The sequence below is a fragment of the Limnohabitans sp. 2KL-17 genome (assembly GCF_003063415.1).
GTDB lineage: Bacteria > Pseudomonadota > Gammaproteobacteria > Burkholderiales > Burkholderiaceae_C > Limnohabitans_A.
Genome location: NZ_NESK01000047.1, coordinates 1 through 12,359, shown reverse-complemented (window position 1 = coordinate 12,359; position 12,359 = coordinate 1). Strand labels below are relative to the sequence as shown.

Sequence of the window (12,359 nt, the reverse complement as noted above, 5' to 3'; positions counted from 1 at the left end):
CGACTGCGGCCGGGGAAGTCAGGATTGAGATTGAGCCTGCAATACAAAAGGCAAAAAGCGGGGCAGCGCCGACCAGCTGCGAGAAGTTGAGTGCAACTTAAACTGCCATCAAGGCTGTCCTGACTTTTGGGTCCACTTCAGATAGCATTAAGAAACTTTACAAACTTCTTAATGATGATTACCTGATTTCAGAATTGACGCATGTTGAGTACGAGACCCTTGCGAAAAACGAGTTGTCTGCGACTCCCACCGCTGCTTAGTACGAAGGAAGTTGCGTCCGTCACAATAAACTTGGCGTATTCCTTCGTGCCAGTGGTCTTATGTATTTCGCCAGCGTTGCACTTGAGCGATGCCCAGTCTGCTCCATGATGACGTGAGTCGCTATCCCTACGCTGGCTGCCTCCGTGCAGTAACCCGCACGCAAACTGTGTCCCGCCACTGACGTTGCAGCTTCCGAGCTCTTGGCATGAGTCGTTGCCCCTTTTAGTACCAGGGCCACCGACTGCGGCGTCAGCGCCTTGCTACTGGCGATTTGGTCATGCCGATTGATTGGTCGGAATAACGGCCCTTGCGCGATCCCGCTGAGCGCCAGCCATTTCTCCAGTGCCTTGACCGGACAGCGCGAGGACTTGGCACAGGGAATGAATACCGTGTGCCCTTTCTCCTGCTGGGTCTTGGTGCGCCGGATGTGAACCTCGATACCGTGGTCGAAAGTGGTGATATCTTCCTTGCGGATGCTGACCAACTCCGAGCGCCGAAATGCACCAGCAAAACCCACAAGGATCAGAGCCGCATCCCGTGCCGCCTTCATTGGCTTCTGCTTCTCCGCCGTCAGCACCAACTCGATGATGTCGTCCTTGACCAGTGCCTTGACGCGCCGCTGTGCCGTACCCTTTGTGCGCCGGATGCCTTGCAGGGTGCGCTTGACCAGTGAGTCCATGGCGGGCGACGCGTGCCCTGCCTCCAAGTGTGCCCGGTGGATGGCAATAAGCCTATGCTGCAAGGTAGCCACGGCCAAAGTGTCTGCGGAACTAGCAAGGTATTCGGCCAGTTGCACAGTCGTCGTTGGGATGGTGCCTCCATGGGCGCGGAAGTGAGCCATATCGGCCTTGTAACTGCGGTGTGTGTTGTCCGCCAATGCCGCTTGAGTGTAACGATTGACTTTCGCGGATGAAGCAACGCGCTGCAAACCGCCGGCTGCGGTGTCTGAAAATGTTGTCGGCATGTTGATATGTGTTGAAAATGGTCGGGGGCACTGTTTTCAATGGCCCCGATGGGGTGTCAGAAAGTGACCACTTGTTGACGTGGCTGGCTTGGCTACCGACTGTGCGCCGGTTGGCATCAGAATCTGGCAAGGGGTGCCGATTGCGGCTCCGGAGGCGCATAGTCGGCGGTGTGGTGACGGCAGGCTGCGATCAGGCTGAGCAGCGTGGCCGAGGCATCGCTGCTTTCGGCGATATACCAGCCGATGGCCTCTATGGTGTCGCTGCCAATTTCACTGCCTATCTCATACGCAGCGTGCGCCAGAATCACGCCCAGCGCCGATAACCCTTGGCTGATGGTGTTCACCACGGTTTGCCAGTTGCAGCAACAGCGCGGGGTCTGCGGCTTCGTAGTCAATACGGTGGTCGGGGGTGGTGGGTAGTAGTGGTAGGCGCAGCAGCAATTCCCGGGTGGGGCGTGTGAAAGTGTGTTCCGCTGCCATGGTCAATAATCCTGCGGCCGCAAGATGGTTGTTACCGACCTGTCCCATTCCGTGATGATCCAAATCTTGACTGGCTGATCTGCACTTCCGATATTGAATGCACTCAAAACACGCGCATCACCAAAGGCAGCTTGCCAATTGGTATCACGGTCTTCCTTGCACAGTTCCTGCCAGTCCCCCGTTTGATGGCGATTCAGCAGTTGCGGCACAGACGCGCTGTGTTCTTGAATCAGCGCCAACGCCGCAGGGGTTGCGACCACATTACCCAACGAAAACAAGGCAGGCGGTTCGTCACAAATCTGGTCGGGGCGCAGGTGCTCAAGCGTGGTGCCTGGCATTGGGGGGAGATGTTCGGTGGTCAAAGCTGATTTCCTTGGTGAGGTTCAGCCGCATGAGTGCGAAGCCAGAAACGACAAAGGGCCACGACGTATGCCGCAGCCCTTTTTGGTTCTGATGGATGACTTTGTCCGCGACTCACGCGGCACGGCTTGCCACCGCCATCATGGCTGGTGGTGCCGTGTCATTACTGTAGCCATCGATCGCATTGGCTGTCCAGCTTGGTGTAACTTTGCGCGGGGAGCAGGCAAATTTCTACTGAGTTGGACAGTCCATTCTGTTGAACGTTCTTCCACACAATGAATTGCTAGGCGGCTAGTTCCGGGAATATGAATTTGATGAGACTGTGATACCGCGAATCTCCAACAGGCGGCTTTATGCCTTGCTTGATGAGTGCCCTATGCTGGGCAACTTTCGCCTGCCACTTACCTGACTGGTCATCTTCGCGGATTGCGTCTGCACGTTGAAACACCCTGACTCCGGTCCAGAAGTGTTCAAGATATGGGTCCATCTTTTCTCGGTCTCTTCCGGGAAGCACTATGTGTGCAACTTCGATCAAATTTTTGTAGGCCCACCCAAAGGGATACCCAAACTTTAGTGAAAACAGCGCGTTGATAATCCGACCGGGCAACATTCCTGGGTGTTCTGGTATGAACTGTCCGATTTCATCCATCTCTGCTACTAAGTCTGACCATTCGTCTAAATCCAGAATGGAGTGACCAACCCAATTGCACCATTGATGGTGGAAATTTACGCGGACTTCTGAACGCCGCCGATCTTGACGCAGTTTGTATTCTGCAACCCGTTGTTGTTCTATTGCGTGGAGTGAGGCCGCTTCCGCCTCCATTATTTTCTCGCGCTCGCCGTAAAAATCGTAGAAGTACGATTGTTGTTTTTTCTGACTCAAGGTAAGTTGGTCGAACCCAATCAATTGCTGTTGCAGGTCTGACACTTCCGTTCCAGTTACGGGTTCACGCCAGATGCACTTGAGTACAAACTGGCCCCTTTCGTCGGATGCATGCACGGTTTCAGCGTTCACCAGAAATGCATTCTGGTTGTTGTTGTAGAAAACGTCGTCCTGCGTGAGCTTACGCATGCCTTCATCGAAGTTAGCAAAAATCCAAAACAGTAATGCTCCCTCCTGCTGATAGAACATGCGTCGCTCTGCAATCACATTCAGATACGTGGACGACAATTGCACTTCAAACGCGACAGGGAGGCCGCGATACGTTGCACGAATGTCTGGGCGACGATATTCTGATGTCAACTTCCCTTTCCAGTGACCCTCCACTACGACTTCGCTGAAGTTACTGTCTGCGACCAGGCACTTACGAATCCATTCCTTCATCTGCTTGTGCAGTTGGCTCTCTTTTACCCCGTTGTACCGGATAGCATCGATCTGTTGTTGGGACAGTCTATTTCGAGTTTGAATGGGGCAACGTCCGTCCTCCATTGCGTGCTTAAAGTAAAAGCGCCGCTGGAACTGCATGCAGTTGAGGTACACACCAACTCCGCAAAGTGGGCAGGTGTACTTTGGTGCGCCTGTCGCGACGCTCTCGTACAGATCTGTTCGCAGACGTATTGCAGCATCGTACTCATCGCCAATGGCGCGATCCGCAGATTGAACTGAACCGCTAAACATATCCATGACCTCGGATATTTTTGGGTCTTTGACGGCATATGACACTGCAAATCCTCCAGTGAGTAAGTCTGTTTTGCGCTTCCGCTGTTCAGTTGTACGAGCAGTCCCATCAAGGGCGGCCCTGCCGCTGAAGCGCGAAGTCAGAAACAACAAAGGACTACGAAGTGGCGTGAAAACTGAAGGTATTTTGGATCACAACCGGTCAGTGCAGCAGCCCTGAGGTTGGGCAAGGAAGCAACGCCTCCAAAAAAATCCCTTTTTGGGACGCGCATTCCCAAAATGGGAATACGTGTGATAGACTGCGCCCATGATCTTGATTGGCCGCGACCACATCACCCTACACAGTAGGCAGTTTCCCGCTGCCAGAACGGCGCTGTCCATGTGGCAAGCGATCAGCCAGAGAGCTACATGGACTGACCAAGCTGCGGTGACCTCTTGCTTCCCTGCGGTCAAGTTCTTGACGCCGAAGATGGCTCGATTCTTTCCTACAGGGATCAACTGCGTCATAACAACTCAAATCGCTTTTAACACTGGAATTTTAATTGTGCTTGCAGTAAACGAATTTGAAGTAACCCAGTTCCAGAGGTCATAGCATGGAACTCCGCGTTATTCGAGATGAGCTCCAATATGCCGCACTCCTTGAGCAGGCAAAAGAGTTGGCTCTGTCTGATCCTATGCCAGGTAGCCGCGATGCTGAGCGACTTGCCGTTATTTCCGTTCTACTCGAAAAGTTTGAAGAGACCCGGTTCAAGTTTGAAGCGCCCGATCCCATTGAGGCAATTGTTTATCGTCTTGCTGAACTCGGAATGAAGCAAAAAGACTTTGCCAAGATCGTTGGCAGTTCTAGTCGTGCTTCTGAGGTTCTGGCACGCAAGCGTGGATTGACAATTGAAATGATAAGGACAATCCATGAGCAATTGCGGATTCCTGCAGAGATTCTGATCGGCTATCCAAAACAAGATGACTCTGACGGCACAGATGTTGATTGGAAGAAATTCCCCGTCAAGGAAATGCAAAAGCGCGGATGGTTCGACGTTGACTTGGCAGAGGGAAAAAGCGGTGAACAGCTTGTCCGCTCATTCTTTGCACGGACCTCCGCTCAAAGCGCTCCAGTTCTGTTGCGCAAGACGCTTACTGGCGTCACTAAGGAAGAAAATCAATATGCAATCTATGCTTGGGTTGCTCGTGTTTTGATTCGGGCACGCGACTTGAAAAAGCCTGAGGTACGCTATGTTCCGGGCTCAATTACTGATGAGTTTCTGAAGCAACTGGCCAAGTTAAGTCGCTCCGTTGATGGGCCGAAGATTGCCGCTGAATTCCTGGCAATGAAGGGGGTGATCCTTGTAATCGAACCACACTTGCCAAAAACCAAGCTGGATGGAGCCGCTATGTTGGATCAAGATGGAACCCCTGTAATTGGTTTGACTCTGCGCTATAGCAGAGTGGACTATTTCTGGTTCACACTCATGCATGAATTGATTCATGTTCAACGTCATTTGACCCGTCAGAGTTCAACTTTTGTTGATGAAGATGATCTTGATAATGAAGATGAGCGTGAGGCAGAGGCGAACTTTCTTGCTGCAGAGGCTTTTATTCCCCGCCACATTTGGCAAGCGAGTGAAGCACTTAAAACAAAAAGAAGTGAGGCTGTTGTGAAGTTGGCCGATTCTCTGATGATTCATCCTTCCATCGTCGCAGGAAGGATTCAACGGGAAACCAACAATTACAAGATTTTGAAAGAGTTCGGTGGGGGACAAAATATTAAAGACGTTTTCAATATTTCGCCTTTGGAAGATGAAGAATGACTGATCCTATTTATACCCCGATGCTGAAGTCCAAACAGGGCGAAGCAAAAGCTCTGATGCGTCTTGATCGGCAAACCAAGTCAAATATCATTCCGTTTTTTGATGTGCTGGCATTGAAATCTGGTTTATCCAATGGCAGCGATATTCATGCTTTCCTAGAGAAACAGGCGATCAATATAGCTGCCGCATGGAACGGACGTGGGCATTGCTATGTAGACCTATACGATGTAGACCCATCTGCACGCGGCTACGACGGCGCACATCCCGTCAACATTGTGCATGACAAGATTGCTTTTGATCGCATTGATGCCATCCCTGTTGTCGGTGTTGAGCGGGACATTGCGTACAAGCTGGCTGTTCGGCGGGTCGTGGGTGCTGGTGTTGATGCCGTTGCAATCCGGCTTGGCAGTGAAGACATCCAGTTGCCTAGCATGCTGGTGGAGCGAGTTTCACGGTTGGTTTCGGAGATCGGTGCATCTGATCTGCCTCTGCATGTATTCATGGATTTCAGGTCTATTGAACACACAGATTCCGATATCGTCCAAATGCGGTTCACGCGGGCACTTGCAGAAGTTCGGAAACTGAATCCTTCTCGGATTATTTTTGCGGCATCCGCTTTCGTAAGCGATATGGGGAAGGTAAAGAAGGGGGCGCTGAAATCCGTGGCACGGCGAGACTTCTTGGTATGGGAAATGCTGGCAAAGATCCATCCAGATATTGACTATGCGGACTATGGTGTTATCCATCCCGGGTACTTTGATTTCGACCCGAAGACCATCAAACCTGCGGCGAAAATCCGCTATACCGCAGACAAAGAGTGGCTTATTGTCAAAGGCAGTCGCTGGGTCAGTGATACGTCCCAGCATCGGAACTTGTCCAAATTGCTCTGCAAGAGTGAACAGTTCAGGGGCGGAGATTGCTGGGGAAGTGAAAATATTGTTTCTGCTGCACAAGGCGGTCATGCTTTCAAACGCCTTGAAGACTGGGTGACGATTGACCAAAATAACCACATCACTCACACGGTACGGCAGTTGTCTAGAATTCCTGTTTCACCTAAGGCTGCTGTCTAGTCTCTCGTAGACCTCGGCGTTATCCGTTTGCGGCGCTATTGGCACACTGCTACGCTTAGGTCTGCGCAGAGCGTAGCGCCGTACTCATGCGCCCTGCACAGGTTGTGCCTTTATCGCCCGCTACGCAGCCCAGCGTAGGCCCACTGTAGGCGATTAATGTCGTTCTGAGCGACTTACGCAGCCTAGTATCCCGATACTTGCCGAAGACGTATCATTGAGCTTTTTGGGTCAACCATGAAGATCGCGGAGACAGTCGTACTGCTGCAACGTGGGGAATTTGCCGAGTCAGCCGAGTGGAAAGCAATCCGCGACACCATCCATGCAGCCATTACTCAAGCGGAATGGCCGATAGGTTCTGGCTCGTTCACCATCCACCCTGAGAGCGGCAAGAAGTCCGGCGAGGGTAACGGGGTCGTTCCAATCAAGCTCAAGCCTATGCAGGTACTCAAGGCCGACGGCTGGGCGCTCGAATACCCTTGGGATGTAGCGACGAAGGCCACAGCTGCCGGGAAGAAGGGCAAAGGCACCAAGCCCGGAGATATTGACGCTGCAAAGCAGTTCCCGGAAGGCCTTGTGGTTGTCGAGTGGGAAACGGGCAACATTAGTTCATCGCACCGCGCAATCAACAAAATGGCTTTGGGCTTGGTGGTGAAGAAATGCGTTGCGGGAGTGCTGGTCGTGCCGAATATGAAGCTGGCGCAGTACCTGACAGACCGCATCGGCAACATTGAGGAAATCCGCCCTTATGCCCCGCTGTGGGAGAACCTGAACATTGCGGAAGGTGTACTGGAGCTTGTGGTTATCGAACAGGACGCGGAAAGCATGGGCGCTCCAAAGATACCCAAAGGCAAGGACGGCAGAGCGGCAGAAGGCGCACTGGCCGCCCTGATTAAAGACCTCTAGCCCTCTACGAAGTCGGTGTTCTTGTGGTGCGCGATTTCGTCATCCCGTAACCGTTCCTTGATCTGCTGCGCAAAGTCCAATTCAACGCCGATCCAGTAACGGTTTTTCTTCTCGCACACTGCAAACGTGGTGCCCGAACCGCCGAAGGGGTCGAGCACAATTTCACCCTCTACCGTGCTGATTTCAACCACACGGTCAAGCAGCTTGGTTGAGAGCGCGTTTGCAGGTCTGTCCTTGGACTTGAATTTCCAGTGACGCACTGGCGGAATGTCCGTCCATACGTCGCGCAGATTCACCCCGAGCGGGTTCATTGCGTGCCGGTGCCCGCCGTAGTCCTTTACATCCCCACCACAGTGTCGGCATACCTCAATCGGCGTGCGAACCTTTCTAAAGGTCTTGGGTTTTCCCTTTGAGAAGTACAGCAGCGAGTAATGGCTAGGGTACAGCCGCCCCGCAATGGGCATCGTAGATTTCACATCGACCGTAATGTCATGGCGGAAGGTTAGCCCCTTCTCCATCAGGTACGCGCCCAAGACGATATTCCAGCGCGGCAGGTTATAGAGGAACAGGGAGCCGCCCGGTTTCAGTACCCGGATGCACTCGTCTAACCACTCTTTGCACCATGCGACGTATTGCTGTTCTGATAGGTTGTCCTTCGACTTCGCCCCGTATTTTTTGTCGAGGTTAAACGGAGGGTCAGCAAACACGGTGTCAATTGAATCGGACAGCACCAGCGGCAGGACTGCCAAGCAGTCACCGTCAAACAGAGCGCCATGAGAGGACAAGAAAAACGGCTTGGCCCCTTTGGCAAGGAAATCAGACGGTTGGAAGGGCGCAATGGGCACAACTGGTTCCGGCTGCACTTCTGCCGTGGCCTTGGTTGTCCGCTTCTTCCGCATCGGTGTTGGTGCCTGTTCTGTCGTGAACAGGTCTAATACTTCAGTCATTGCAAGCTCATTCATAGATTGTCTAGTCTTTAGGCATAAGGGCCGCTGCGCGTTTGTGGTTCGCGTTCACTGCGGAAGATCCGGCGCCGTTTTCCCCATATTACAAGACACGCCGATGCTGCACCTCGGGCGGGCCTATGGGGTACTACTGTGCAGATACAAATAAGCTGGCCGACGTTCTTAGCCTGCCGCCAGGCAGCGTCGCTGAAGCATTCACCTGGCAAGCCGACACCGTCAACAGTGTGGTTACGCTAAATCAGTCTGTCCGTCAACTATGGGGGCTTTTGATTCATTCAGAAATCATGTCCACAACAGTCCCCTCCGCCCCAATAAATCCATGCCAGTGTTGTCCAGCGCGTACGTCACCAGCTGGGTTCGCCCCGCCATCGACAAAGAGCAGTTTCTTGATGGACGCATTGCGGAACCCATTAAAGGCGGCTGGTACTTCGTCTGGTCGGCAATGGATACAGGCATCCTTGCTGTGGTGGAACACCAGCATCGGAACTTTGATCGCCGCCAAGTCCTGCCTGGGCAACGCACCGGGCTTCTTGTAGCTGACGATACTAGAAGTCAGCACCAACCCGGCAATGTTGCCCCGAACATGGATGGCGGTTGCTGCGGCTGAAATCGTGCCCCGACTGGCGCCGACACAGGCCCCTGTAAAAACCAAGCATCCGAGATGCAAAAGGCTTGGTTTTTTTCATGGCGCACCCGTTTTGATGGGCTCTAGTTGCCCGCATTGCGGTACTTGTTTTGTAGCCCTTCAAGAAACACTTCGTTGTGAACAAGCTGCTTCACAAAAGGCCCACCCAACAACCCATTGACCCACTGCGCAAAGCTGTCCTTCATGGCAGGGGTGTTCAGCGGCGCGTGGTTATCACCAGCCTGCATAAACAAAGTGAGATTGCTTTGCTTGTCACCTTTGAAACGGTAGGCACAGTTGGGAACCGCGCCATTGGGTACAGCAGCCCAAGCGTCACGGTCATCCAAAGACTGCCATGTCTTGTACGACGTAGGCAAGCGCCATAGGTGCGCGTAGTTGGAGCCACAGCTTTGTTGGTGGATAGCCATGCCGATGATGCGACTGTCCACTTTGTCGTAGTGGTAGACAGTGCGGCCACCTTCAGAGTGACCGCTGAGGATGATGGGCTTATCGGTGATGGTCTTCACGTAAGCCACTAGAGCCTCTACATCATCCGTTCGGGCATCCAAACGGGCGCTATTGACCGCAGTGAAGATGCCTTCACGGATACGCTCTCGCCCACCCGTTTCAGATGGCAGCGACACACCCAACACCGAAGGACACCCTGTTTTGTTACCGGGTCGTGCGGTGAAGTCAGGGGTAATCACGGCAAGACCCAGCTGGTTCATCATGAAGGTGGCTACTTGGAATTCATACCCCGCCAAGCCCCCGCAGCCATGCAGGTGAATCGCCACGGCGCGGGTGTTGGGGTCGATCTTCACCAACTCTTCCCACTTCTGGCGGTACATCGCACCCCAACGCGGGGCGTAGAACACTGAGCGCTCTGTCACCGTGGCCGCCCACTTCTTGTCATACGCTGGGTGGTCAATGCGGACTTCGGCGGCATGGGTACTGAGCATGGTCAACACTGCCAACGCCCCACAGACTAAAAACTTCTTCATAGGCATATCCAGTTGATAGGTCATGGTTTTGCGCCCTCTTGCAACTCAGCCACCAGTTTTTGGAGACCGTCGTGCTTGGGGTACAGAGACAGTCCACGTTTGGCCGTTGTCAGTGCGTCTTGCGTCAGGTTCTGAGATTTAAAGAAGGTCGCAGCTTGCAAGTACGGCGCGGGTGCATCCGGCTTGAGCGTTAAAGCTTGTTTAAACATGCCAAGGGCAAGCTCAGGTTGCTTTGAATCTCGCAAGGCACGGGCTTGGGAGAAGTAACCCCAGTACTTTTCAGGAACCAACTCGATGATGCGGTTGGCCTCTGCAATGGCCTGCGGGTAGTCTTTGCGCTCAAGGTGTATCCACGAACCCAAGATATGCCCCGGTGCAAACTTGGCATCCAAGGCTTGCAGCTTTTGGTAGACAGTCCACGCGTCATCCAGCTCTTTGTGCGACACGTGGATGTAGCCGCGCAGATTCAATGAGTACTTGTCGTCGTTGGGGTTGTCGTTGTTCAAGACCACATCAATCATGCGCAACGCATTTGCCTCGTCTCGGTTGCGCCAATAGATGGAGGCTGCAATGTGCGGGTCAAACACCTCCATCATGCCCATAGCGATCTGCTGCAAGACTTCTTGCGGACTTCCCTTGGCCGTCATGTCCAACAGCGTGGCGTTGCCGGGGAGTTTTCTGAGACGTATGTGATACGTGCGCCCTGCTGCGCTTTTGTCCTCGGTGTCTTGGGTATAGGTGATGTCACCCGTGATGCGGTGTTTTTGGATGCCAAGGGCATCTTGAATCAAGTCTTGGATGACTTTGACATCGGAGCTTTTGGCACCGAGCTTGTCGATTTCGTTTTCATTCGACTTGCCCAAGATGGACACACGTTCTTTGGCTGACGACTGATTACGGCTGTAGGTGCTGATTTCGTCCAACAAACGGGCCGTGGCAACTTCTGAGTTGAAGCCAAACTCTTCAAAAGTGCTGGGAACTTTGAGAGGCTCCACCACCACAGAGTCTGAGGTCACAGCCCTGATAGCACCCACCGTACCAATGGATGCAGCGCCTGCGGCCATCAAGGCAATGGCGGTGTTTTTGATACCTTGGCCGAGCTTGACCATCTGCTCCGTGTTGGGCAGTTCGTAGTTGAATAGTTTCATGTGGGTGTTGCCGTGTCAGAGTGGGTCAGCAGCTGAGTGGCTAGGCAGAAAACAAGCACGCATGATTTACCTCGTTAAAACACTATATGTTTGGTTCTAGTTTGCCATAAACAAACGGATAGTTTGTGGACTGATAGGCTGTGCTTGGGAACACTTCCCTCCCATGTCTCGGGTCCTCGTTAACAAGCCACAGCCACTGGAAGCACGCTTTGCAAAAGAGCGCGACTTGGTGCAGTTGTCTTTTGGTAAACGTTTACGGGCGTTGAGGACTGAGCACAAGTTGACGTTGGAAATGCTGGCCGAACGGGCTGACTTGCATGAGAACTATGTGGGTGCGGTGGAGCGTGGGGAACGCAATCTCAGTCTGTACAACGTCTGGCGATTAGCCGCTGGCCTTGGGCTAACAGCAAATGACCTTGTGCAAGACTTGCCACGCCGCAAGTGCAAATCAAACAAGTCTGCATAAATCAGTTGCTATGGTTGAAAGACCTGACGCAACTCATCAAGTAAGCCGTCAGGTATCCCTTTGACCCTCACCGGATACTGCAAAGCTTGGAGTCTTTGCCAATGCCGTGGATGCTGTTGAAATCTAGCCATTAACGCTCTGCCCAGCGTGTCGCGGTAGAAGGAATCCGGCTTCTCACTGACTTGCAGTTGCTTGCGGACGGGCCACGGCCAATCGCTGACTTGAGCTGATCGCCAGAATTTTTCATCAAGCACAAACGGGTACGCACTGCCCGGATGCAGCCAGCCAAATGCGTCTTCCGGGCTGGAAACTACGATACGGTCCACCGTGTACTGGTCGCTCGCTGGAGCGAACTGGAGGCTAGCGTCCAAGTCAGCGCGGTACTGCAGACGAAAACACCTACCTGTACAGAAGCGAAACTCCAACTGCCAAGGGTCGTTTTCGCCGTCACGCACCAATTGCGGTGCTTCGGACAGCACTTCGCCAGGCATGGGCAGTACCGGGCTTGTACGGTGTGACCAGTGGGCAGCACCCGTGAGTGGCAGCCAGTGTTCCAATTCCTCGACCCCTGATGGCCACCCAAATTCCCCCACTTATGGCCACTTCAAAATCCCCCACCTGAATTGATCGGGGACAGGGGTTCAAAGCCGACACCGTCGGCACCTGTTGGCAGGACGCATGTTCTGGCCCTCC

13 protein-coding genes are annotated in these 12,359 nt (G+C 53.2%); 5 read left to right on the top strand and 8 right to left on the bottom strand.

Going from position 1 to position 12,359, the window contains the following annotated elements; translation table 11 throughout:
• Positions 1 to 280: 280 nt before the first annotated feature.
• The 4 genes from B9Z45_RS16130 to B9Z45_RS16115 all read right to left on the bottom strand — a co-directional run bounded on the left by B9Z45_RS16130 (position 281) and on the right by B9Z45_RS16115 (position 3,728).
• A complete protein-coding gene (locus tag B9Z45_RS16130) occupies positions 281 to 1,225 on the bottom strand; it encodes a site-specific integrase (RefSeq protein WP_233252240.1) in 945 nt (314 codons plus the stop codon).
• A gap of 116 nt (positions 1,226 to 1,341) precedes the next feature.
• Entirely contained in the window at positions 1,342 to 1,569 is a 228-nt protein-coding gene (locus B9Z45_RS16125) for a hypothetical protein (RefSeq protein WP_146180946.1), read from the bottom strand.
• 138 nt (positions 1,570 to 1,707) lie between these two features.
• The gene (locus B9Z45_RS16120) at positions 1,708 to 2,067 is read right to left on the bottom strand and encodes a hypothetical protein (RefSeq protein ID WP_233252239.1); all 360 of its coding nucleotides are present in this window, start codon (positions 2,065 to 2,067) and stop codon (positions 1,708 to 1,710) included.
• 281 nt (positions 2,068 to 2,348) lie between these two features.
• The gene (locus tag B9Z45_RS16115) at positions 2,349 to 3,728 is read right to left on the bottom strand and encodes a DUF6035 family protein (protein ID WP_233252238.1); all 1,380 of its coding nucleotides are present in this window, start codon (positions 3,726 to 3,728) and stop codon (positions 2,349 to 2,351) included.
• Positions 3,729 to 4,276: 548 nt separating this feature from the next.
• On the opposite strand from B9Z45_RS16115, the gene B9Z45_RS16105 reads away from it, so the two are divergent.
• The 3 genes from B9Z45_RS16105 to B9Z45_RS16095 all read left to right on the top strand — a co-directional run bounded on the left by B9Z45_RS16105 (position 4,277) and on the right by B9Z45_RS16095 (position 7,461).
• Positions 4,277 to 5,488, top strand: a complete 1,212-nt coding sequence (locus B9Z45_RS16105) for an ImmA/IrrE family metallo-endopeptidase (protein ID WP_108408219.1) — start codon at positions 4,277 to 4,279, stop codon at positions 5,486 to 5,488.
• Entirely contained in the window at positions 5,485 to 6,558 is a 1,074-nt protein-coding gene (locus tag B9Z45_RS16100; RefSeq protein WP_108408218.1) for a beta family protein, read from the top strand. The genes B9Z45_RS16105 and B9Z45_RS16100 overlap by 4 nt, the downstream gene beginning before the upstream one ends.
• A gap of 234 nt (positions 6,559 to 6,792) precedes the next feature.
• The gene (locus B9Z45_RS16095) at positions 6,793 to 7,461 is read left to right on the top strand and encodes a hypothetical protein (RefSeq protein WP_108408217.1); all 669 of its coding nucleotides are present in this window, start codon (positions 6,793 to 6,795) and stop codon (positions 7,459 to 7,461) included.
• On the opposite strand, the gene B9Z45_RS16090 is transcribed toward B9Z45_RS16095, so the two are convergent.
• Positions 7,458 to 8,423: a site-specific DNA-methyltransferase gene (locus B9Z45_RS16090; RefSeq protein WP_199221931.1), complete on the bottom strand. Its 966-nt coding sequence runs from the start codon at positions 8,421 to 8,423 to the stop codon at positions 7,458 to 7,460. The genes B9Z45_RS16095 and B9Z45_RS16090 overlap by 4 nt on opposite strands.
• A gap of 322 nt (positions 8,424 to 8,745) precedes the next feature.
• Between B9Z45_RS16090 and B9Z45_RS17080 the strand changes: the two genes are divergently transcribed.
• On the top strand, positions 8,746 to 9,033 hold the full coding sequence (locus B9Z45_RS17080) for a hypothetical protein (protein WP_158270445.1): 288 nt from the start codon (positions 8,746 to 8,748) through the stop codon (positions 9,031 to 9,033).
• A 101-nt stretch (positions 9,034 to 9,134) separates the two neighbouring features.
• Here the strand turns inward: B9Z45_RS17080 and B9Z45_RS16080 are convergent, their stop codons facing one another.
• Positions 9,135 to 10,010, bottom strand: coding sequence for a hypothetical protein (locus B9Z45_RS16080; protein ID WP_146180944.1), 876 nt, complete (start codon positions 10,008 to 10,010; stop codon positions 9,135 to 9,137).
• A gap of 62 nt (positions 10,011 to 10,072) precedes the next feature.
• Complete coding sequence (locus B9Z45_RS16075; protein ID WP_108408214.1) at positions 10,073 to 11,200, bottom strand: lipopolysaccharide assembly protein LapB; 1,128 nt, start codon at positions 11,198 to 11,200, stop codon at positions 10,073 to 10,075.
• A 163-nt stretch (positions 11,201 to 11,363) separates the two neighbouring features.
• Between B9Z45_RS16075 and B9Z45_RS17560 the strand changes: the two genes are divergently transcribed.
• Complete coding sequence (locus B9Z45_RS17560) at positions 11,364 to 11,666, top strand: helix-turn-helix domain-containing protein (RefSeq protein WP_108408213.1); 303 nt, start codon at positions 11,364 to 11,366, stop codon at positions 11,664 to 11,666.
• An 8-nt stretch (positions 11,667 to 11,674) separates the two neighbouring features.
• Here the strand turns inward: B9Z45_RS17560 and B9Z45_RS16065 are convergent, their stop codons facing one another.
• The gene (locus B9Z45_RS16065; RefSeq protein ID WP_146180943.1) at positions 11,675 to 12,157 is read right to left on the bottom strand and encodes a hypothetical protein; all 483 of its coding nucleotides are present in this window, start codon (positions 12,155 to 12,157) and stop codon (positions 11,675 to 11,677) included.
• Positions 12,158 to 12,359 lie beyond the last annotated feature (202 nt).